Annotated in this window: 14 protein-coding genes; 3 read left to right on the top strand and 11 right to left on the bottom strand. The window is 64.5% G+C overall.

Annotation, left to right across the window (positions count from 1 at the left end; translation table 11 throughout):
* Nucleotides 1–18 precede the first annotated feature (18 nt).
* The 5 genes from fliD to ACP92_RS17585 all read right to left on the bottom strand — a co-directional run bounded on the left by fliD (nt 19) and on the right by ACP92_RS17585 (nt 7347).
* Complete coding sequence (gene fliD / locus ACP92_RS17605) at nt 19–2061, bottom strand: flagellar filament capping protein FliD (protein ID WP_013235480.1); 2043 nt, start codon at nt 2059–2061, stop codon at nt 19–21.
* A gap of 19 nt (nt 2062–2080) precedes the next feature.
* Nucleotides 2081–3208, bottom strand: coding sequence for a VirK/YbjX family protein (locus tag ACP92_RS17600; RefSeq protein ID WP_041311112.1), 1128 nt, complete (start codon nt 3206–3208; stop codon nt 2081–2083).
* A gap of 127 nt (nt 3209–3335) precedes the next feature.
* Nucleotides 3336–5861, bottom strand: a complete 2526-nt coding sequence (locus tag ACP92_RS17595) for a TonB-dependent siderophore receptor (protein ID WP_013235478.1) — start codon at nt 5859–5861, stop codon at nt 3336–3338.
* 26 nt (nt 5862–5887) lie between these two features.
* The gene (locus ACP92_RS17590; protein ID WP_013235477.1) at nt 5888–6838 is read right to left on the bottom strand and encodes a DUF4880 domain-containing protein; all 951 of its coding nucleotides are present in this window, start codon (nt 6836–6838) and stop codon (nt 5888–5890) included.
* 8 nt (nt 6839–6846) lie between these two features.
* A complete protein-coding gene (locus tag ACP92_RS17585; protein ID WP_231944357.1) occupies nt 6847–7347 on the bottom strand; it encodes a sigma-70 family RNA polymerase sigma factor in 501 nt (166 codons plus the stop codon).
* 552 nt (nt 7348–7899) lie between these two features.
* Here ACP92_RS17585 and ACP92_RS17580 point away from each other — a divergent pair.
* On the top strand, nt 7900–8736 hold the full coding sequence (locus ACP92_RS17580) for a hypothetical protein (RefSeq protein ID WP_041311109.1): 837 nt from the start codon (nt 7900–7902) through the stop codon (nt 8734–8736).
* A gap of 71 nt (nt 8737–8807) precedes the next feature.
* Here the strand turns inward: ACP92_RS17580 and ACP92_RS24885 are convergent, their stop codons facing one another.
* Nucleotides 8808–8972, bottom strand: a complete 165-nt coding sequence (locus ACP92_RS24885; protein WP_167578391.1) for a hypothetical protein — start codon at nt 8970–8972, stop codon at nt 8808–8810.
* Between the two features lie 500 nt (nt 8973–9472).
* On the opposite strand from ACP92_RS24885, the gene tynA reads away from it, so the two are divergent.
* Both tynA and ACP92_RS17570 read left to right on the top strand, forming a co-directional pair.
* A complete protein-coding gene (gene tynA / locus ACP92_RS17575; RefSeq protein WP_081441920.1) occupies nt 9473–11764 on the top strand; it encodes a primary-amine oxidase in 2292 nt (763 codons plus the stop codon).
* A 75-nt stretch (nt 11765–11839) separates the two neighbouring features.
* The gene (locus ACP92_RS17570) at nt 11840–13270 is read left to right on the top strand and encodes an aldehyde dehydrogenase family protein (RefSeq protein WP_013235473.1); all 1431 of its coding nucleotides are present in this window, start codon (nt 11840–11842) and stop codon (nt 13268–13270) included.
* A gap of 208 nt (nt 13271–13478) precedes the next feature.
* Here ACP92_RS17570 and ACP92_RS17565 read toward each other — a convergent pair whose 3' ends face one another.
* From ACP92_RS17565 to ACP92_RS17545, 5 genes are all read right to left on the bottom strand, one after another.
* Nucleotides 13479–14474 carry a WD40/YVTN/BNR-like repeat-containing protein gene (locus ACP92_RS17565; RefSeq protein WP_013235472.1) on the bottom strand — a complete coding sequence of 332 codons (996 nt, stop codon included), beginning with the start codon at nt 14472–14474 and terminating at the stop codon, nt 13479–13481.
* A gap of 15 nt (nt 14475–14489) precedes the next feature.
* Nucleotides 14490–16859 carry an efflux RND transporter permease subunit gene (locus ACP92_RS17560; RefSeq protein ID WP_013235471.1) on the bottom strand — a complete coding sequence of 790 codons (2370 nt, stop codon included), beginning with the start codon at nt 16857–16859 and terminating at the stop codon, nt 14490–14492.
* A gap of 100 nt (nt 16860–16959) precedes the next feature.
* Complete coding sequence (locus ACP92_RS17555; RefSeq protein WP_048348607.1) at nt 16960–18651, bottom strand: DUF1302 domain-containing protein; 1692 nt, start codon at nt 18649–18651, stop codon at nt 16960–16962.
* 40 nt (nt 18652–18691) lie between these two features.
* A complete protein-coding gene (locus ACP92_RS17550) occupies nt 18692–20053 on the bottom strand; it encodes a DUF1329 domain-containing protein (protein ID WP_013235469.1) in 1362 nt (453 codons plus the stop codon).
* A gap of 731 nt (nt 20054–20784) precedes the next feature.
* Nucleotides 20785–21780, bottom strand: a complete 996-nt coding sequence (locus ACP92_RS17545; RefSeq protein WP_013235468.1) for a helix-turn-helix domain-containing protein — start codon at nt 21778–21780, stop codon at nt 20785–20787.
* Between the last annotated feature and the right edge of the window lie 313 nt (nt 21781–22093).

Here is a 22093-nt window from a genome sequence, read left to right as displayed (position 1 = left end):
GGTGATGCCGCTATCGGCTCAGGGCCGGCGCAGGCGCGCCAGTTGCTGGGTCAGGTAGTTCTGCGAGGCTTGCATCTTCGATAGCGTCACGTTGAGGCGATTGAACTGGTTGGTGTAGCTGTCGCGCAGGTTGGCCAGCCGCGCCCGGGCGGCGGCCTGCTGGTCGGACACGATCTTGAGACTGCCCTGCAGGCCGCGGGTCTTGCCGGCCAGCAGCCCCTGCTCGCCCAGCACCTTGTCGAGCAGCGAGCGAGTGCGCGCCACCAGGCCCTCCTTGCCCGCGAACAGCTGCGCCACCGCCTCGAAATTGCGCTCGCCCGCCTTGGCCAGGCGCGCGCTGTCCAGGTCCAGGGTGCCGTCCTTCTTGAAGCCCACGCCGATGGCCGTGAGCGATCCCAGGGCGTTGCCCGGCATGCTGGCCAGCACCGCGTTGCGCAGTTCTCCGGTGAGGGCGCGCACCATCGATTCGCCGGCCAAGAGGCCTTGCTCGCCCGCCTGGCCACGGACCTTGGCCGGCGCTTGCCGGGTCATCTCCGCCATCGCCTTGGCCAGCGTGTTAAAGGCATTGACGAAGCTGTTGACAGCCGCGCCCACGCCGCTGCTGTCATTGCTGATGGCCAGGGTGAGCTTGTCGGTGGCGGAGGTGGTCTTGTTCAGGTTCAGGGTCACGCCGGAGATGGCGTCCTTGATCGTATTGCTGGTCGCAGTGATGGCCACGCCATCGATGCTCAGTCGCGCATCCTGCGGCTTTTGCAACTGGCCCATGGCGCTGGCGGCCAGCACGGCATAGTCGCCGCTGCCGCGCAGGCTGACCGGATCGCTGCCGCTGGCGCTGAGCACCAGGCGTTCAACGGCCTTGTCGCCCTGGCCTTCGCGCTGCACGGTGGCGCTCACGCCGGCCTTGGCTTCATTGATGGCGCGGGCCACATCAGCCAGGCCTGGCGCGGCGCCGGCAGTGGCGCTGGCTGGCTTGAGGCTGATCGTGCGGGCGCCCACGCTCAGGTTCACCGCACCCTGGCTGAAGCGTTTCTCGGGCGTCACCGAGGCCGTGCTGGCGTTGCCGGACGGGTCCGACGAAAACACCGCGAAATCGCCCGTGCCGGAGATGCGCAGCGCATTGTTCGCACCGCTCTCCTTGGCTGTCAGCACCAGGTGTTCCTGCTTGCCATCGCTGACGATGGAGGCGTTCACACCGGCTGCGGCGGCATTGATGGCGTCGCGTACTCCCGCCAGGGTATTGCTGGCCGGCTTGATGAGCGTCGTCGAACCGCTGCCGGCCTTGATGGCCAGCACGCCCAGGTCAAAGGTGCTGCCCGGCGCAATGCCGGCCGAGCTCAGCTTGTGCGACTGCGCCAGTTGCTCCACGCTGATGGCGTAACTGCCCGGCGCCGCGCTGGTGGCGTCGCGCGCCGCCTGGGTCTGCGTCATGGCGCCGGGGCGGCTCTGCTGTGCATCGAAGCTGATGGCCGAGAGGCTGTTGTTGGCGCGCACCTTGAGCAGGTTGGCCGTGCCGGCGGTATTGGATTCCAGCACCAGATGATCGCCGGCGTCATCACGCACCACGCTGGCCGTCACCCCGGCGCGGGCGGCATTGATCGTATCGCGCAGGCCGTTGATGGTGGCGTCGGCCTTGAGGGTGATGAAGTGGGGGCTGGCCTCGCCGACCTTGATGGCCACGGAGTCGCCGGCCTTGAACAGATGGCCGCTGGCAAAGCCGGCCGACTTGATGATCTGGGCCTGGGCCTTGGTGGAGGCGTCGCTATTGATGTCGGCGCTCACGGCGTCATTGCCGCTCTTGCCGTCGCTGCTGCGGCCGGTGTTGCTGACGGCCGCTTTCTGGGCGCTGAACTTGGCCGCCGTCAACTCGGCCAGGGCGTTCTGGTAGGTCGTCAGGGCAGTGCCCAGCTTGCCGTAGGCCGAGATCAGCGCATTGAAACTGTCCGCCTTGCTGGCCAGGGGCGTCAGGCGCGACTTGCTCTCCACCGAGACGAGCTGGTTGACCAGGTTGGCCACATCCAGCGGGCCTGCCGAGGTCGAAATGGATCCGGTCGAAGTTGCCATGCTGCCTCCTTCGGGAGATTCAGTGGATCGGGCGCACCAGCGCGCAGCGCATCGCCAGCGCCGCCTGCTGCGTCAGCGCCAGGCGTTGACGGGCTTCGGCGCGCTTGCGCGAGGGCAGGGCGTTGATGTCGCTGACGGCCTCGTCGCAGGGCAGCTCGTAGTCGCCGTCGCTGCGTCGGGCCGCGCCCAGTTCCTGCCAGAAGGCGTCGTAATCGGCATGGACGTGTTCGCGCCGGCAGTGATGGCGCGCTACCCGGTGGGCATTGCTGACCAGCACCACGCGGGCGCAGCCATGCGCCACGCCCAGCGCGCGCACCAGGCGGATCATCAGCGCCTTGGGACGCAGGCCGAACAGGTCACGGGTGGCATGACGCACCCGCTCGCGGGTCTGCTGGCCGCGCGGACCTTGCAGGCAACCTACGCGCAGCTCCCAACCATTCTCTTGCGCGCAGACGCTGAAGGCGGTGGAGAACAGGTGCTGGTCGCCGTGATAGAGATGCAGGGCCAGTTCGCCCTCCAGGGTCAGGCTGTCGATGGCCGCCAGCCGCACCTCGTAGCGATCCCCCGACTTGCCCGCAAAGCAGGCCACCGGGACCGCTTGCCGCGCCGCCCGCAGGACCAGCGGGGCCAGCCCCTTGCGGATGATGAAGTCATAGTGGCTGGTGAGGAGGGCCAGGCGCTCGGCGCGGCTCAGTTGCAGCGACTGGTAGGGACGATAGACCTTGTCCAGCAGGCGCGGCGCGGCTACGGCCAGGGCGCGATGGGTGGCGCTGAGGTTCCAGAAATCCAGCCAGCGCCGGGTCAGGGCGGGATGCAGCAGATAGCGGCTGGCCAGCTTCACCTGGCGCGCCAGCCTGGAGCCCAGCGCGCGCGGATGATCGGGCGCACTCCACAGATGGACCGGGCGCGCAGCGGACGCCCCTTCGCCCGGCGTGCGGGCGGGCTGGGCTGGCTGGATACGCTGGACAGGGGCGGCCAGCCAGCCGGCGCTCATGCGCAGCTGCCGGTAGCACAGGGCGATGCCAGGCCAGACCAGGTAGAAGCCCACGGCGAACAGCAACAGGCTCAGGCAGGCCAGCAGAGGCTCCTGGGTATCCAGCAACAGCCCGTAAGGGCCGGGATGATGAGGCAGACTGAGGGAAGTCATGATGGATCGTCTCCTTGCACGATGAACACAGAGAAATCGTTCTCTCTGTCTTGCTTGTGCAACGGGCCGGCCAAAATGACGGTCTGTTACAAATTTTTTTCGCAGGCCCCCGGCGGGGCGGGGCCCATCAGAATTCGATGATGTGGGTCAGCGTGAGGGTGCGTCCCGGTTCCACCCCGATCAGGTTGGTAGCGAAGTCGCTGAAGAGGCGGCGGTCGAACAGGTTGCGTATGCCCAGGGTGGTGCGGCTGCCGGGGCGGCGATAGTAGAGGCTGGCGTCGGTGCGGGTCTGGCCGCCGATGCGCACCTGGGTGTCGGCGTCGCTGACGGCGGTGTAGCCGCTGCGCGCGGTCATGCCCAAGCCGAATCCCCAGCCGCGCCATGCCTCGGACTGGAGGTCATAGGTGCTCCAGAGGCTGGCCCGGTGATGGGGGAACTGCCCCAGCCGGCTGTCCTGTTCCGGCCCCGGGGCGGGATGGAACAGGCTATAGCTGTAGCTGGCGATGAGGTTCCAGCCGCGCGCCAGGCGGCCCGACAGGTTCAGCTCCAACCCCCGGCTCACCGCCGAGGGCAGCAGGACATAGCGGTTCAGGGGCGCGCTGGCGTCGGCAAAGACCGATTGCAGCACATTGGTATGGGTGGCCCGAAAGAGCGCCGCCGTGAACACCGCACGCCGCTCCAGCAACTCCAGCTTCAGGCCGATCTCGGCCGACCTGCCCGTGGTGGCCGGGGCCGAGTTGATGCCGGGCCGGCTGCCGTTGAGGCTGGAGTCCAGCAGCACCTGGCCGGGCGTGAAGCTGCGGAAGTAGTTGGCGTAGAGCGTGGCGTTCTGGCTGAGGCGATAGGCCAGGCCAAGGTTGTAGACCGGGACATTGCGCGGCGGCGAGGTATCGCGCAGCACGCCATCGGCATCCACATCCGAAGAAAAATTGTTGCGCTCCCGCTCGTAGCCGGCATTGATCAGCGCGTACCAGCGCTGCCAGGTGATCTGGTCCTGCAGGTAGAGGTTGGAGGTATAGATGGCGTCATCGCCCCCGGTCAGGCTGGGCTGGCCGCTCAGCGGCGGCAGCGCTGCCTGGGAGGGCGGCCAGGGGACATTGACGGCCACGCTGTTGTCACCATCGCTGTAGCTGCGCAGCCGCGTGCGCGAGAAGCTGGCGCCGGCCATGATGCGGTGCTGCCATGGGCCACTGACGATCTTGTACGAGACATTGTTGTCCAGGCTGATGCTGTCCGTCTGCAGCAGGGACTGGTCGGCCACGCACACGCCGGTACCGGCATCCAGGTCCACCGGCGCGCAATTGGTGTAGCCCGCCGCACGGTAGCGCAGCCGGTTGATCCTGGCCCGGCTGGTGAAGCGCCAGTCTTCGCCCAGCGCCTGTTCCCAGCGATAGAACAGCTCGGTCTTGGTGGCCAGGCTGCGGTCGTCGGCCCGGCCCCAAGGGGCGCTGCGCAGGTCCGGGCCGGGGCCGTTCTCGCCCAGCAGTGCGCTCTGGTAGCCGCCGAAGGGTGTGCGCGCCACCTGATGGCTCAGGCCTGCCACCACGGAGGTGCTGGCGTCCTTGTAGCCCAGGGAAGGAGCGAGATAGAACTCGCGCGCGCCGTCGTAGCCATCCAGGGTGCGCTTGTCGTGCGTGACCGAGACGATGGTGCGATAGGTCCAGGCGCGGTCCGCCGACAGGCTGCCGCCGAGGTCGAGGGCGCTGCGGCGGTGGCCGCGCTGGTCCACCTCCAGGGTCAGCTCGCGCAGCGTGTCGGCCACCGGCTGCTTGGTCACGATGTTGACGGAGCCGCCCGGCTCCATGGGGCCGCCCACGATGATGGAGTCGGCCCCGCCCAGCACTTCCACCCGCTCGATGGCCGCCGTGGGCACATCCAGCGAGGTGATGGCGCGCGAACCCGAGACCCGGCCATTGGTGGCATTGACCAGCGAGACCAGGTCGCCCCAGCCATCGCGCATGACCGGCGCGACGAAGCTGCGCACGTAGAGCGTGCCGGCCTGGTCCACGCCATCGCCGCGACCATAGGCGACCGAACTGATGTTCTGCAGGCTGCTCACCACCGATTGCGACTGCTGGCTCTCGATGAGGCCGCCGGTGATTTCCTGAAGCGATACCGGGAGCGAAGACAGCGGCATCTCATTGCGCGTGGCCAGCCGGCTTTCGGTGGCCAGAAAACCGCTGTCGGCATAGCCGTGGCTGGTGTCGCCCGCATCGCGTTGGCCCGAGCGCAGCACCGGCGGCAGCGGTGGATTGTAGTGTTCGGGAGTGGCGGGGTCGGCGCTCAGGGCAGCGGGTACGCTGGCGCGCAGCACGCCGAATGAGCCATCGGGATGGCTGACCAGTTCCAGCGGACTGCCCGCCAGCGCTTGCCGCAGGGCCGCCTCCAGGGTGAACCTGCCCTGTACGCCAGCGCAGTTGAGCCTGGCCGCTGCCGCCGGGTCGAACAGCACGATACCCCCGGCCGAGCGCGCAATGGCTACCAGCGCCTGTTCCATCGTCCCCGCCGGGACCTGGAAATCGAACAGCGCCGCCTGCGGCTGGACCAGGCCGGCCGCAGCGGCCTGGACGGTGGGCGCGCAGGTCACGGCCAGCAGCGCCGGCGTGGCAGCCAGGCAGTGCGCCATCAGGCGGGCAAGGCGTCGCGCGGGCATGGGAGGGCTGATGAATGGATGAGAGGTCAGGAGCGGCCGCTGATGCTGACCCAGTAAGGACTGACCCGGTTGACCGTGATGGGCAGCGCGCTGGCCAGCGCCGACAGGGCGCGGTCGGTGTCGTCCAGCGGGAAGGCGCCGCTGATGCGCAACTGCGCCACCGCCGGGTCCAGGCGCAGCAGCCCCTTGCGATAGGGCCGCAAGGCCGCCACCACTTCCTCCAGCGAATTGTCGGAGGCGGTGTAATAGCCTTCCACCCAGGAATTCTCTGCGCCACCGGCGGCACGCGGCGCGCCGATCTCGTCCTGGTCGAACCAGGTGCGCTGGCCTGCCGCCAGCGTGGCGTGCTGGCCATTGCGGGTGCTCAGCAGCGCCGCCGCCTGCTGCGCCACGAGATCCGTGCGCAGTGGCTGCAAGCCCAGCATCAGCGTGCCCGCCGTTGCACTCACGCTGCCATGGACCGTCTCGATGGAAAACGGCAGCGCATTGGCCGCTGCGATCTGGACCTGGATTTCACCCTCCAAGAGGCGTACCTGGCGCAGCACGGGCGAGATCAGATGGTCGATGGCGCTGCGCGCATTGAGGGTGATGATGCTGCCATCGGCCAGCGTGGTGCGCTGGCGCTGGCCGGTGCCGGTGTGCAGGTCGGCGGTGAGCGCAGCGACCGGCGTGACGCGGTCCAGCAGCGCAGCCGCGCCCACCGCCAGCCCGGCCAGCGCAGCGATGCGCTTGAGCGCCTTGCGGCGCTTGCTCTTCTGTTGCAGGGTGTTGCGCAAGATCACCGGCGCTGCACCCACCTGGCGCGGGACGTCGAATTGCTGCACCGACTGGCTCAGGTTGGCGTAGGCCATCGCGTGGCGCGGATCGGCCGCCTTCCATTGTTCAAAGGCGGCGCGCTCGCCGGGCGGCAAGTCGCCTTGCTCCAGCTGCAGCATCCATTCGATGGCCTGCTCGACGATCTTTTCATCCTTGCCCATGCCGTGGTCTATTCCAGCGGCGCGAAGCCGGCGGCCTTGTAGCATTGCAGCAGGCCCTTGGCCACATAGCGCCGCGCCACGCTGGGCGTGATGCGCAATTGCGCGCCGATGGCCTGGTAGGTCAGGCCATCGAGCTTGTAGAGCAGGAAGGCGGCGCATTCCTTGGCCGAGAGACCGGCCAGCGCCTGGTCCATGGCGCGCAGGGCCTGCAGCAGTTGCAGCTGGTCTTCCGGCGAGATCGCCTGGACATCGCCGCTCACATGGGCCAGCGCCTGCAGGCAGGCTTCTTCCAGGTCGCGGCGACGCCACAGCTCATAGACGATGCGGCGCGAGATCGTCGTCAGCAAGGCCCGTGGTTCCCTGACTTCCTGCGGTGGCGGCGAGTGCAGCAACTGCGTGAAGGTCTCCGCCGCCACATCCTCGGCCGTGAAGGCGTCACCGACGCTGCGCCGCAGGCGCGTGCGCAGCCAGCCATGATGCTCGATGAAAATGGCTTCGATCCTGCTCATGGCAGGGGGATGGTCGGATATCGGATAGGAACTCATCTGGCAGCTTGCAAATAAATGCGAGTCAAACTTGACTGACGGCGTCTGTGCCATGAATCTGGTCTCATCACCAGCCCATGGACCCCGCGCCACAGAGTACGTTGGGAATTATAAGAGAAATTCTCATCTGTAAAAATATTCCTGCCCAGGCCCGCCGGCAAGCGCAAGGGAAGGCATTTGAGCCAGGCCGGAAGCGGAAATTCGGGCGGTCGGATGTTTTGTCGTGTGAGCAGGAATGCAAGGATTTTGTGCGGAGAGTGTGGAGGACGTGTGGAGGTGTCAGTGTTTTGTCAGTCATTCTGCCTGCCTGTCAGCGTTCGCGACGCAGCGAAAATCCCCCATAAAATTGCGAGTCAGTTTTGCTTGATGTCAAGATTTCTGCACATTGCCCAGCGACCGCAAAGGAATGCTAAGGCATTCTTGATGCTGGCAAAACTCTGTTCGCGTGCGCAGGTTTTCATGTCGGACCTCCTAGAATCAAGCTGCCATTCGGGCATAGAAAAACAGGAGGGGAGCATGAAAGACCGATTCATCATCGTGGCCTGTGCGGCCGCCGTATTCTCCAGTAGCACCTGCAAAGCGAACCAGGACATCCTGTCGGCCGATAACCAGATAGCGCTCCAGTACCTGTCCGGAAATATCGATTACACCGAAAAGCGCGACGGCAAGAATGACACCGTCCTGGATACGGAGAGAGGCACCGTGCCCGGAGGCGCCATCACAGCGGTGATCATGCGTGATCTTTGGTTGGGCAACGACTACCTGCAGTTTTCCTATGCCCGCAAACGGGGCCATACCCATTACGTGGGCGCGTTGATGAGCGGTGGCAATTACGGCTCGGTCACGGCGAGCTCCGGTGCGGTGCTGACCGATTACAACCTGCGGCTCGGCAAAGCCTTCACGCTGCACCCTAGTCTGCTGCTGACCCCGTTCGCCGACATCGGCCACCATGAATGGCAGCGCGGCGTCAATGCCGGCGAGACCTATCGACATGGCTCGTATGGCGTGGGCCTCATGCTGCAGGCCAACGTCATGAGCAAGATGGTGGTCAGCGCCACGGCCATCCTGGCGCGCACCGTGGATGCGCACATCGATGTGGCCAACAGCGACTCGGCCCAGGCCAGCAATGCCTTCTCCACCAGCCTGGGCAATTCGCAGCTCTACAAGGCCGCCCTGTCCATTGACTACGCCCTTACCCCGGCATTGCACGCCAGCGCCGGCGTGGACTACTACGCCTTCAGGTACGGGCGCAGCGCCAACGTGCGCACCGCCAACGGACTTGCCTACTATGAGCCCAAGAGCGATTCGCGCTATGTCAGCTTTGCCGTTGGAGTGGGTTACCGCTTCTTCTGAGGTGGATGCGTGGCGGTCTGCTCCCCGCGCCGGCTCAGGTGGCAGCTGCGTGGGGATCCGTTGATGGTCTTCTATTTCGCGGCGGTCTGATCGTCATTTTGGCCGGCGCGGAACATGCGGCGCGCCGCCTCCAGCGCATCTTGCTCGATGTATTTACGGTTTTTCAAGAACATGGTGGCCACCCCTATGCAACCAACGAGAGCCAAAATGGCAAATATCAGACAGACGATATACATGACGCTTTTCCCCCCGGATGGCGTTCGACGTTTCATACAGACTAGCGTCGGCGGAAATAAAGGAAAGCGGGAAATGCCGGCAATCTGATCTGGAACAAGAAGACGCCGTACTTGCCGGGAAATTTCCAGATGTGAACTGGCGATTACGTGAAAATTTGAGTGGATTGACGTTCTGATGTTGGTGCTTTCTCACATTTCCTCGCGTTTTGCTTTCTCGTCGATCACGTCCCAGCTTGATCACGTCGTCGGCGCGCATCCGCTTGAACAAGCCTATCCAGAATCGGCAAATCGGCGCTGCCATGCATCGCTGGGCGCGCTCGCAGAAGGTCATCGGCAGGGGGGAGCACCAGGGTTTGCGCTGAAACGCAGGCTGCGGGAGCAGGCAAGCCTGCATCGGGCCACCGGAGGAAGGCTGCAGGTTTGCCAAATCGGGCTACGTCCGTGCGGAAGGGGAACGCAATAATGTGTGCACACCCTATCCTCACCGATATGTTCCGACCATGACCTCCAATCGTTTCCGTTCCCGCCCCCTGCTCAAGGCGGCGCTGACTACGCTCACCGCCGCCGGTCTGTCCACTGCCTTGCTGGGGCCGCTGCCGGCAGCGGCCCACGGCGCGGCCGCTCATATGCTGCCCTTGAAGAAGACCATGGAAGACTTCGGCGCCACCGTGCGCTGGGATGCCTATGCCGGTTTGTGGACCATCCAGCGCAACAGCGTGACCGTGCGCGTCAAGCCACGCGCCACGACGGCGCTGGTCAACGGCCAGAGCGTGAAGCTGCCGGTGCCGCTGGTGATGAAGGGCGGCCAGCCCTATGTCTCGGACGAATTCATCAATACCGTCTTCGCGCCCAGCCTGGACAAGACCTTCCAGATCGAGGCCGTACCGCATCCGCTCAATCCGCTCAGTGCCGATGAGATCAATGCCGCGCTGGAGGTGTTGAAGGCCAGCGGACGCTGGCAGCCCAACTATCGCTTCACCGAGATCACCCTGGCCGAACCACCCAAGGAGCAGGTCTGGAAGTTCGCCCTGGGCGAGCGTGGGCAGACCATTGCGCGACGTGCTGATTTCACCCTGCTCGATGGCAGCAAGGTCATCGAAGGCACGGTGGATCTGGGGCAGCGCAATGTGACGCGCTGGGAGCCTAAGGAGGGCGTGCATGGCATGGTGCTGGTGGATGATTTCGCGACCGTCCAGAACGCCATGGAGAGCAGCCCCGAATACGCCCAGGCCCTCGCCAAGCGCGGCATCACCGATATCAAGAAGGTGGTGGCCACACCGCTGACCGTGGGTTACTTCGGCGGCAAGGACGCCCTGCAGGAAGACGCCCGCCTGCTCAAGGTGGTCAGCTACCTCGATGTGGGCGATGGCAATTACTGGGCGCATCCCATCGAGAACCTGGTGGCGGTGGTCGATCTGGTGCAGAAGAAGGTCATCAAGATCGAAGACAATGGCGTCATTCCCGTGCCGATGAAGCCCACCGGCTATGACGGCAGCGGCCGCGCCCTGGTGCCGCCGCCCAAGCCGCTGGACATCAGCGAGCCTGAGGGCAAGAACTACACCATCACCGGCAACACCCTGCGCTGGCGCAACTGGGAGATGCACTTCAAGCTCGATTCGCGCGTGGGCCTGATGTTCTCCACCGTCACCTACAATGACCACGGCAAGAAGCGCCAGATCATGTATGAGGGTTCGCTGGGCGGCATGATCGTGCCTTACGGTGATCCGGATGTGGGCTGGTATTTCAAGGCCTATCTGGATTCCGGCGAATATGGCATGGGCACCCTGACCTCACCCATCGAACGCGGCAAGGACGCCCCCGACAACGTCGTCCTGCTCGACGCCACCCTGGCCGATACCAGTGGCAAGCCACGCACCATCCCGCGCGCCATCGGGGTATTCGAGCGCTATGCCGGCCCCGAATTCAAGCACCAGGAATACGGCCAGCCCAATCTCTCGGTGGAGCGGCGCGAACTGGTGATCCGCTGGATCAGCACGGTGGGCAACTACGACTACATCTTCGACTGGGTCTTTGCCGAGAACGGCACCATCGGCATCAATGCCGGCGCCACCGGCATCGAGGCCGTCAAGGGCGTGAAGTCTTCCACCATGCGTGACGCCAGCGCCGCCGAGGATACCCGCTACGGCACGCTGATCGATCACAACATCGTCGGCACCACGCACCAGCACATCTACAACTTCCGCCTCGACCTGGATGTGGATGGCCAGAACAATTCGCTCACCGAAGTCGATCCGGTGGTATTGCCCAATACCCCTGGCGGCCCGCGCAGCAGCACCATGCAGACCGTGCAGCGCACCGCCGAGACCGAGCAGCAGGCCGCGCAGAAGTTCGATGCCTCGACCATCCGGCTGTTGAGCAATCCCAACAAGTTCAACAAGGTCGGCAATCCGGTGTCCTACCAGTTGATCCCCTATGCGGGCGGCACCCATCCGATCGCCAAGGGCGCCAACTTCTCGCCGGACGAATGGCTCAACAAGCGCCTGAGCTTCATGGACCGTCAGCTGTGGGTCACCCGCTATGACCCGCAGCAGCGCTTCCCGGAAGGCAAGTATCCCAACCGCTCGCATGAAGACACCGGCCTGGGCGCCTTCGTCAAGGACAACCAGTCCATCGTCAACCAGGACGATGTGGTCTGGCTGACCACTGGCACCACCCACGTGGCGCGGGCCGAAGAGTGGCCCATCATGCCGACCGAATGGGTGCACGTCCTGTTGAAGCCCTGGAACTTCTTCGACGAGACGCCCACCCTCGGACTGAACAAGAAGAAATAAGGCTTTCCCAAGCTTGTCATCATTGACCGCCTGCGCCCCGGCCCGGCGGTCTTTTTTTTGAAAAAAGGAGACTCCATGCACATCGCATCCAACATCATCGGCGGCCAGCTGCGCGCAGGCAGCCGCCAGCGCGATTCCCACAATCCCGCCACTGGCGCGGTGATGGGCCGCTTTCCCCAGTCCGACGCCATCGAAGTGGCCGCCGCCGTGGCCGCCGCGCGCCAGGCGCAGCCGGCCTGGGCCGCGTTGAGCCTGGTGCAACGGCGCGAGTACTTGAATCGCGTGGCCGACGCCATCGCCGCCAACGCTGAGCGCCTGGCCACGCTGGTGACGCAGGAACAGGGGCGTCCTCTGGGCGGCGTCGGTCCGGACCAGGTGCCGGGATCGCGCTTCGAACTGTGGGGCTGCGAAGCCTGGACGCGCGCCACCGCCAGCCTGGAACTGGCCCCGGAAGTGGTGTTCGAGGACGAGACCCGGCGCGATGAACTGCACCGCAAGCCCTATGGCGTGATCGCCGCCATCGCCCCCTGGAACTGGCCGCTGATGATTTCCATCTGGCAGGTCATTCCCGCCCTCTATGCCGGCAACACCGTGGTGCTCAAGCCTTCGGAATACACCAGCGTGTGCGGTCTGGAACTGGCCCGCGTGGTGGCCGACGCCTTGCCGCCGGGCGTGCTCAATACCGTCAGCGGTGATGGCAGCGTGGGCGCGATGCTGGTGGAGGATGGCGACGTCAACAAGATCATGTTCACCGGCTCGGGAGCGACCGGTGCGCGCATCGTCGCCGCTGCGGCGCGCAACCTCACGCCGACCACCATGGAGCTGGGCGGCAATGATGCGGCCATCGTGCTGGACGATGCCGATCCCAAGGCGATTGCACCGGGTCTGTTCTGGGGCGCTTTCCTCAACATGGGGCAGACCTGTGCCTGCGCCAAGCGGCTCTATGTGCCCGACGCGCTGCATGACCAGATCGTCGATGAGCTCAAGGCCATCATCGCTGCGCTGCCCATGGGCGATGGCCTGCAGCCGGGGATCGCCATGGGGCCGGTCCAGAATCCGATGCAGTTGAAGAAGGTCGTGGCGCTGGTGGAAAGCGCCCGCGAAGAGGGCGGCACCATCGTCTGCGGCGGCGTGCTGCCGGACGGCCCGGGCAATTTCTATCCGCTCACTCTGGTGACCGGACTGCGCGATGGCGCGCGCCTGGTGGACGAGGAACAGTTCGGCCCGGTGCTGCCCATCATCCGCTACAGCGATCTCGAGCAGGCCATCGCCAACGCCAACCGGCTCGATGTCGGCCTGGGGGCGTCGGTCTGGAGCAGCGACAGCCAGCGCGCAGCGCAGGTGGCCACGCGCTTGCAGGCCGGTACGGTGTGGGTCAACCAGCATGGCATGGTGCATCCCATGGTGCCCTTCGGCGGCAACAAGCGTTCGGGCTGGGGCGTGGAATTTGGCCAGGAAGGCTTGAAGGGCGTGACCCAGCCACAGGTGATCAGCCTGAAGAAGTAAGCCCTAGCGCTGGGTGCGAATGAAAAAAGAGGATATCCGCGGATATCCTCTTTTGCATTCATCTGATGCGGATGCCACGACTACCGTTCGTCCTGAGCAGGCCCAACGGGCCGTATCGAAGGCGCACCTCAGTCCCCGCTTCGATACACGCCCACCCCACGACTCAGGAAAAACAGGCGACGATGCGCTCGCACCGCCCCCGTGATCGCTAGCGCGAGGCGCTGACCTCCAGCTTCGCCTGCCCACCCTTGCCATAGGCCAGTGGCCGCTCGGCCCGGCCCTCCTGCAATTCCAGCGTGGTCAGTGCATCGCGGGCAGTAGCCTTGATGCGCCACTGGCGGCCATCATCGTCGCTCGCCAGCAATGCCCCCGAGAGCGAGCTGGCCATCACCTGGTTGCCCTCGCTGCGCAAGGCGGTGATGGAGCCGCTGGTCGGCGAGGCGATCACCTGCCAATGCTGGCCGCCGTCGTCGCTGCGCAGCAGCTTGCCGCCCAGGCCGCCGACCACGATGGCGCCGGAGGCTGTGCTCACGCCGCTCCACAGTGAAGCCTTGGTGCCGGTGGCAAGCGCTTCCCAATGCTGGCCGCCATCGCGGGAGCGATACAACACCCCCTGTTCGGCCGCCACGAAGAGCGCGCCATCCCGGCCAGGGAAGATATGCAGCAGGTTCAGGTCTGCGCGTTGCTGGCCGGGCGCGGCGGGCAGCTTGACCTGCTGCCAGCTCTTGCCGCCGTCCTGGGTGTGCAGCAGCAGTGACCATAATCCCGCTGCCCAGCCCTCATTGGCGTTGGCGAACCAGATCGAGAACAGCGGCTGGTCCACGCTGGTATCGCTGCGCTGCAAGGCCCAGGTCTTGCCGCCATCGGCGGTGTGCAGGATCACGCCGCCATGGCCGGCCGCCCAGCCTTGCGAGGCATCGGCAAAGCTGACCGAGGTCAGCGTGGTATCGACCGGCACCTGGTCGGCCTGGCGATAGCTGGCGCCGCCGTCGTCGGAGAGGATGATGTAGCCATACGCTCCCACCGCGACGATGCGGCTGCCGGCGCGGGCCGCGCCCAGCATCATGTTGTGCAGGGCGTGGGCGTCGGTGCGGGCTGCGGCCAGCGTGACGGGCGCGGCGGCCTGGGCGAACACTGCACCGGCGGCGCTGGCGGCCAGCAGGGCCAGGGACAGGGGAATGGCGGATGTCTTGAAGAAGGTCATGACTCGTCCTTGCGATCAGTGCGCCAGGGCGCTGTTGAGCTTGATGGGCGATTTGCGCGGGAACATCTTGTCCAGCACCACCGCGAAGGCGGGCAGGGCGGTCATCGCCATGATCAGGTTGACCAGGAACATGAAGGCCAGCAGCTTGCCCATGTCGGCCTGGAACTTGAGGTCGGAGAAGGACCAGGTCGCCACGCCGATGGCCAGGGTGATGGCCGTGAAGATGGTGGCGATGCCCACTTCCTGGATGGCGTTGTGCAAGGCCTCTTCGATGGCCAGCCCTGCCGCCAGGTGCAGTTGCAGGCGGTTGTAGATGTAGAAGGCATAGTCCACGCCGATGCCCACGGCCAGCACCATCACCGGCAGCGTGGCCACCGTCAGGCCGATCTGCAGCTGCTTCATGAAGGCATAGCCGATGAAGGTGGCCACCGTCAGCGGCAGGCAGCAGGCGATGATGGCGCGCCAGTCGCGATAGACCGCAAACACCAGCAAGACGATCGCGCCATAGACGTAGAGCATCATGGGCAGTTCGGATTTTTCCACTTCATCGTTGACGGCCGCGATCACGCCGGCGTTGCCGGCAGCCAGGCGGATCTCCAGTCCCTCCAGCTTGTGCTGGTCGCGGTAGCGCTTGACGGCCTGGATCACGCCATTGATGGTGGCGGCCTTGTGGTCGGCCAGGAATAGGTGGCTGGCCAGCATGTTGCAGTCCTTGGACAGGAAGCCGCGCACGCGGCCGATTTCCACGGCCAGCGCGGCATAGTTGCCAGCGTCCAGCGGCACCGTGAACATGGCCGGATTGCCTTCGTTATAGCCTTCGTTGTAGATCTTCATCTGGTCGGCGAAGGAGCTCACCGAGAGCACCCCCGGCACATGACGCATGACGGTATCGAACTGGTCCTGGTAGCGGCCAAAGCGCACCTGGTCGCAGGAGTTGGCGGGTGTGGCCAGGATCACCGTCAGCCAGTCCAGGCCATTGCCGTAGTTGTCGGCAATCCAGCGGGCGTCGCGGTTGTAGCGGGCGTCGGCATGCAGCTCCGGTGCGCCCGGCTGGAGCGTGCCGACCAGGCGGTCATGGCTGTACCAGGCTGAGCCGGCCAGCACCAGCAGCGTGATCACCACGATGCTGCGCGCCACCCTCGGCTGGGCCGAGCGCGACAGCACCGCCAGCCAGCGGCCGCGCGCCTGCTGGGCGCGCATGGCGGCATCGGCATAGGTCTTGCCGACCTTGAGCAGCGAGGCCGCCAGCGGCAGCATGACCAGGTTGGTGATGATCTTGTAGCCCACGCCGATGGAGGCGGTGATGGCCAGCTCGCGCACCATGGGAATCGGAATCATCACCAGCGTGACGAAGGACACCAGGGCCGTGACCAGGGCCAGCACACCCGGAATGAGCAAGCCCTTGAAGCTGGCGCGGGCGGCGGCCTCGCAGGACTGTCCGCTGGCGATGCCGCGCACGATGGTGTTGATCTGCTGTACCCCATGTGAAACGCCGATGGCAAACACCAGGAAGGGCACCAGCACGGCCAGGGGATCGAGTCCGTAGCCCAGCAGGCGCAAGGTGCCGAACTGCCACACCAGCGACACCAGCGAGCAGGCCACCGGCAACAGCGTGAAGGGCAGCGAACGGCAATACCAGTACACCGCGATGGCGGTCAGCAGCAAGGCCATGATGCAGAATTTCACTACGCCTTCGGCGCCATCGGCCACATCGCCGATCTGCTTGGCAAAGCCGATGATCTGGACTTCGAAATCGGCGTTCTCGTACTTGGCGCGCAAGTCATTCAAGAGCTTGTTGTAGGCGAGATAGTCGACCTTCTCGCCCTTGGCGTCGAACTCGTTGATCTCGGCCACGATCATGGCGCTGTCCTGGTTGCGTGAGATCAGGGTGCCGACGAAACCGCCGTTGATGGCGGTGTTGCGGATCTGCTCGATGATCTCGGGCGTGAGCGCCGAGGGAATCACTGTGCCGGGGATGACCGGATCGGCACGGAAGCCTTCCTCGGTGATCTCGTTGACGAAGGTGTTGGGCGTCCACAGCGACTGCACGCCCAGGCGGCTGATGTTGGGCAGGAACATGACGGCCTGGGTCATCTCCGACAGGCGGGTCAGTCCCTCCTTGGTCCAGATGCTGCCATGACGGGCGCGCAGCACGATGTTCAAGCGGTTCGCGCCGAGCACGTCGTCGCGGTATTGCTTGAAGGTGTCGATGTATTCGTGATGGGTCGGCATCTGCTTTTCAAAGCCGGCGTCCATGCGCAATTGCAGGGCGAAATAGGACAGTACGGCGGTGAAGGCCAGCAGCAAGGCCAGGATGGGGATACGCAGGCGGAACAGGCTGGCTTCGAGTCTATCCAGGCTGAACAGGGAAGGGGTGGCGGCCATGGTGCGAGGTCTCGGTCGTGGGTCTGGTGGAAATGCAATTGCCGCCCGCAGGCGGCAGCAAGGGCAGCGCCCGGTCCGTGGAGGGGCCGGGCGCAGCAGTTCAGAAGTTGCGGCTGACGGTCATGCCGTAGAAGCTGCGGTCACGCAGCGGTTGATCGAACACGCTGGCCCCGCCCCAGAACTTGGCGAAGTTCAGCGCCACCTGCCACTTGGCCGGGTTCTGCATGAAGGTGACGGTGAAGTTGGCCATCTTCGCGCCTTCCATGAAGGTGGCCGTGGCATTGGGCGTGCGGCCTTTCACAGCGTGGAAGAAGTAGACCTCCGGAATCACCTGCCAGCCCGGAATCACCGAACCATCGTAGACCCAGCTGAAGTCGAAGTTGTAGCCATACGACGTGGAACTGCCCACGCCGGCGGTGTTGCCGCCATTGGCCAGGGTGCGGTTGGCGTTGGCGGTGGTGTCGTAACCCCAGCCCCACAGGCCTGCGGCCACAGGAATGCCGCCATAGGAACTCTTCAGGTTGGGATACTTGATCGCCACTGCTTCGACCATCAAGGTAGCGGTATCGGCGCCCAGGGCTTTGAGCACGCTGCCGTGTTCGCTGGGCGACAGGCTCAGCAGCCCAGTGACGGCCAGCTGGTACTTCTCGGCCTCGACATAGCACTTGCCATTGACCATGCAGAAGCCGCCATTGGCATTCGGTACCGAGCCATTGAGTGATACCGGATCCTTGGGCCGATACGACAGTTCAGTGCCGATGGCCCAGTTGCCCAGCGGGAAGTTGGCCGACAGGCCGACCATCTTGCGGTCTTCCAGGTAGGAATAGCCCAGTCCGCTGGGGGTGTTGGCGGTGGACAGCACGGGCGACTTGTCGTGGTAGTTCATCACATACAGGCCGAAGTTCACGTCCGCGCCCGGCGGTGTATAGCGCAACGCCACGCCGTACTGGCCGGTGGAGCGCGGGCGGCTGGTAACCGGTACGCCCAGCGCCTCGGCGCCGATGCCCACCGTGGCGGTGGACCAGTAGCTGCCCACCGGCGGGAAGTAGTTGCTCTCCCAGCCTTGCTGCACGTAGGTTTCCACCGAGAAGCCACGGCCCAGGCCAATGGCGAAGTTGACCATGGGCGCGGGCAGGATGGCTTCCTTCAACTGCGTGCCCGGATTGGACAGGCGCATGATGTCGATGGCGTTGGTCTGGTTGATACCGCCGGCGATGAACAGACTCTCGCCCCAGTTCACCACCTGGTTACCCACGCGGATGCGGGCGCGTTCCTCACCCAGGTCGAAGGACTTGCTGACCCACAGGTCCAGCAGCCGCACCTTGGAATGCAGCTCATTGGTGGCGTCGTCCGAGAGCGAGCGCCCGGTGGGGTTGCCGCCGCTGATGTTGCCGGTGTTGCGGGTGGCCGAGTAGTCACGCAGCCAGCTCACGCGGCCCAGGAATTTGACATCCTCCGGCATGTTCAGCAGCAGTTCATGCGTGCCCTTGAGGTAGGTGGTGAAGCGGTCGCCGCGATTGTAGTTCAGGTCACCCTGGTCATTGAGCGACGACAGCGCATCGGCACAGCCGCCCGGTGCGCTGGGGCCGCTGGCCCCAGCGGCGTTGCCGGCGCTGCTGCCGATCACCAGTCCGCAAGCTTGTTTGCTGGCGCGCACGCCGACGCCGAAGGACACGGTGGAATCGAAGTTGCCGGACACCGTCTCACCCTCGAAGGTCATGGCCTGTGCACCGCCGCTGCACAGCGTCGCGGCTGCCAGGGCGATGATCTTGTAGTGGATTTGCTTGTTCATTGTTGTTCCTCTCCCGTTGCAGATGCCGTCTCAGGATCGCTCAGCGATCGCTGATGGCGCGCAGGTTGTCGGCGCTGTAGAAGCTGGCCTTGGCGCGGGGGTTGCCTTTGCCATCGACTTCCCAGGCCATGTCCTTGCCGGTGCCGGCCGAGTGCAGGTCGAACACGTAGCGGCCTTCGGCCAGGTTGTACTGGGTGAAGCCGGCCTGGTCGCAGCTGCCGGTCTCATAGACCGGAATGATGTAGGCTTCGCGGTGCTTCCACAGCTTGCCCTGGGCGTCGTAGTCGTCGGCGGCCACCAGGTTCCAGCTGTCTTCATCCACGTAGAAGGTGCGCTTGGGCGCCAGGTGGCGCACACCGGCCTTGACGGTGGCCTCCACCACCCAGACGCGGTGCAGCTCGTAGCGGCGGGCGTTCTCGGCGATGTATTCCTCACCGGCCACATCTTCGAACTTGGCCTTGAAATCGGTCGCGCCGAAGCTGCCATAGGGAACGTACATTTCCTTCTTGCCCACCAGCTTCCAGTCGAAGCGGTCGATGGTGCCGTTGAAGACCATGGGTTCATCCAGCGTGTACTGGTTTTCCATGCCGATCTGCGGCGAGTCATAGGCGTAGGACGGCATGCGGCGCACGCGGCGCTGGCCGGGGAAGTAGTAGAAGGTTTCGCCACCGGGCTGGTTGAGGAAGGTGGTCAGCGACAGCGCCTGTCCGGCCAGTGCGGTCGGCGAGTTGTAGGCGAAGTAGGTGTAGTACTCCACCGGCGGCAGCGTGGACAGGTTCACGCTGCCCTTGGCGGCCCAGGGGAAGAACATGGTCTGCTGCGAACCCGCCTTGATCCATTCGCTGCCGCCCTTGCGCGGCGACACGGCGGTGATGGTGGACTTCCATTCCTGGGCCACGCCGCGATAGCGCATCTTGCTGTTGTACATGACTTCCTCGCCGCTCTTGGGCAGCGGGAAGGGAATGCCCGGCACCACAGCCTCGGCCAGGCTCCAGCCGTCCGCGCCGAGTTTGGCGCTGGTGTTCTTCTTGGTGTTGTCCACCACGAAATCGGGGGCGCTGCAATAGCGGTGGCTGGGGTAGACATCCATCTTGTAGCCCTTGATCTGCTTGATCAGGGCGATCTGTCCAGCGCTGAGCTTGCTGGCGTATTTGTCGACGTTGGAGGCGTCGATGGTCTCGCTCTTCTTGTCGTCCTTGTACTTGAAGAAGTCGCGCCGCAACTTGCCATACGACCAGCCCGGCAGCGTCACGTTTTCATCCTTCCAGTCCGGCACGCCATTGCCGCCGGCCTTGTCGCCGCCCAGCGGCGTGAGGCTGGCGCCCAGGTCGGCCGGCGTGGCGGCGTGCGCGAAAGCGGCGGCCAGTGCCAAGGCCGTGACGCTCATCTTGGTGATCTTCATTGCTGTTCTCCCTATTGGTGGTGCGAGTCGCGTAGTTCGGCTTGCGTGCTGGCCCGGGGAAGACGGCAACGCAGTCCGGATGGATGACCGATTCCCAAGACGCGCGGGGTCGCCCCTATCGCCTCACCCGGTCGGGCGGGGCCGCATTCCGCCAGGACTGCGCAGGAATGGGATGTTGACTCGCTTATGGCGTTGTCCTTGATAGGTGTAGTTTTGGGAACAGTGGACGAAGAAGACTGTAGAAGGGACGCCGTTGAAGCTGTTAGCCACTTTTAGCAATTTTCAGAAACCAACAAAGACGGCGCTGGACGAAAATGGGGCAGAAGCTGAAAAAGCGAATGCAGGAGCGGACTTTAGGAAGGTCGATCGACTAGGGGAAAGCTTTAAATCGATCTGGTATAACACCAATGGACGATGTCGGCCGCAGAATCTCACCGCTTTTCAGGGCACTGATTGTTGATCAAAATAAAATAAATCGACCAATTGGTCGATTTTATAGGTATAAATACTCGCATTTATGGCGGCGCCCGGATGGGCAAGCTATCCATGCAGCAACGGATCGTAGTGGAGCGGGGGTGTTCCGGCAGGCGCCTCAGTCCAGGACAGGGCGGTTTTGCCAAAATCGGCTAAGCCCTCGCCCCAAGATTGCTCAAGCCCGCAAGCAGCGCGGCAAGGAGGCGGAGCGGGCGCAGATGGTAACGCCCGATACCAATGCGCCCACGCCGCCTGGCTCAGGCATCGGAGACCGCGCGCAGCACCGTCTCCGAAGGCAGGACGCCGAACATCTTCTTGTATTCGGAGGCAAAGCGGCTGGGATGGTTGAAACCGCACAGGGCCGCCAGGTTGCCGATGGTGGCATGGCGATCATGGGCGCGGTCCTCGCCGGTACGGCGCTTGATCTCACGGTGGGCGGCATTGAGGCGCAGGGCCTTGAGGTATTGCAGGGGCGAGATGTCGAGCCGCTCCTCGAAGCAGTATTGCAGCGTGCGGCGGCTGACGTGGGTGGCGCGGCAGACATCGAGGATGCCGATTTCCTCGCCGGCATGGGCGCGCATATAGTCGATGGCGTTCTGCACGATGCGTTCGCGCCGCTGGCGCGAGGGCAGCGTGGATTCGAGATCATTGCTGCCATGATTGAGCGACAGCGCCAGGGCGACGTTGCTGATCACCGTGGAAGCCAGTGCGCGCGGGCTGATCGGGTGTACCGTCTTGCCCTGCGCGGTATTGAGCAGATCAAAGGCCAGCGAGAAGTAGTGCCGCAGCATGCCGGCCGTCGCCGGATCCAGCTGCAGCACCGACAGGTCCAGCCATTTGCGCACGCTGGCGTCATCCTGCTCATGCAATTGCGAGAGGAAGAGATCGCGCTGCATCGAGATCCCCATCAGTTCGATGGGACCCGTGGTACGGATGTGGTGGGCCCGGCTGCCGTCGAGCACGATCAGCTGGTCTTGCCCGAGCGGCCGGCCATTGAGCAGGTGGCCCCGCTCGCTGCTGTTGCAGATGCCGATGACCATCTGTCCGGGCGGCGGCACCATGCGCTCATGCAGGGCGGTATTGGTGCGCTCGCGGATGAAACAGAAATCCTCGGTCTGCACCATGCCCAGCGCGCCGTCGAAGCGACCGCTTCCCAGTTGCTGATATTCCTGCTCCCATCCGGTGAGCATGCTGGCTTGTTCGTCCACGTCCGAAAACTGCACGGCATGGACGGAAAAATGATCGGAATGCATGGCGCGGCTCCTGTTGTTTTGTGTAAGCGGATGCAAATTTCGTTCCAGCCTGGACAACATTCGGAGACGGCAAGCAAGACGCGCATCGACGCCGCAGACCAGGGGCAGCGGGCGGCGAGGGGCAGGCAGGGTGGTATTGCGTCTCCGTTGTCTCGGAGCACCTTCGAGGGTGGCTCTCGGACTTTTTATTTTTCGTCAATCTAACAATCTAATCTAACTGTTTGCAGCGTAAAGCATAAGGGCGGAATCGTCACATAGGGATTTAGGGGCATTGCGATAGGGATGTCATTCATGGTAGTCAGCATCGATATTG

It is taken from the genome of Herbaspirillum seropedicae (assembly GCF_001040945.1).
GTDB classification, from domain to species: Bacteria; Pseudomonadota; Gammaproteobacteria; order Burkholderiales; family Burkholderiaceae_D; genus Herbaspirillum; species Herbaspirillum seropedicae.
Note: the sequence above shows the minus strand (reverse complement) of the source record. Positions and strands in the feature narration are given on the sequence as shown.

Bases quoted from the DNA above. Each gene is read 5' to 3' on its own strand.
- fliD (WP_013235480.1), bottom strand. From the start codon at position 2,061: ATGGCAACTTCGACCGGATCCATTTCGACCTCGGCAGGCCCGCTGGAT.
- ACP92_RS17600 (WP_041311112.1), bottom strand. From the start codon at position 3,208: ATGACTTCCCTCAGTCTGCCTCATCATCCCGGCCCTTACGGGCTGTTG.
- ACP92_RS17595 (WP_013235478.1), bottom strand. From the start codon at position 5,861: ATGCCCGCGCGACGCCTTGCCCGCCTGATGGCGCACTGCCTGGCTGCC.
- ACP92_RS17590 (WP_013235477.1), bottom strand. From the start codon at position 6,838: ATGGGCAAGGATGAAAAGATCGTCGAGCAGGCCATCGAATGGATGCTG.
- ACP92_RS17585 (WP_231944357.1), bottom strand. From the start codon at position 7,347: ATGAGCAGGATCGAAGCCATTTTCATCGAGCATCATGGCTGGCTGCGC.
- ACP92_RS17580 (WP_041311109.1), top strand. From the start codon at position 7,900: ATGAAAGACCGATTCATCATCGTGGCCTGTGCGGCCGCCGTATTCTCC.
- ACP92_RS24885 (WP_167578391.1), bottom strand. From the start codon at position 8,972: ATGTATATCGTCTGTCTGATATTTGCCATTTTGGCTCTCGTTGGTTGC.
- tynA (WP_081441920.1), top strand. From the start codon at position 9,473: ATGACCTCCAATCGTTTCCGTTCCCGCCCCCTGCTCAAGGCGGCGCTG.
- ACP92_RS17570 (WP_013235473.1), top strand. From the start codon at position 11,840: ATGCACATCGCATCCAACATCATCGGCGGCCAGCTGCGCGCAGGCAGC.
- ACP92_RS17565 (WP_013235472.1), bottom strand. From the start codon at position 14,474: ATGACCTTCTTCAAGACATCCGCCATTCCCCTGTCCCTGGCCCTGCTG.
- ACP92_RS17560 (WP_013235471.1), bottom strand. From the start codon at position 16,859: ATGGCCGCCACCCCTTCCCTGTTCAGCCTGGATAGACTCGAAGCCAGC.
- ACP92_RS17555 (WP_048348607.1), bottom strand. From the start codon at position 18,651: ATGAACAAGCAAATCCACTACAAGATCATCGCCCTGGCAGCCGCGACG.
- ACP92_RS17550 (WP_013235469.1), bottom strand. From the start codon at position 20,053: ATGAAGATCACCAAGATGAGCGTCACGGCCTTGGCACTGGCCGCCGCT.
- ACP92_RS17545 (WP_013235468.1), bottom strand. From the start codon at position 21,780: ATGCATTCCGATCATTTTTCCGTCCATGCCGTGCAGTTTTCGGACGTG.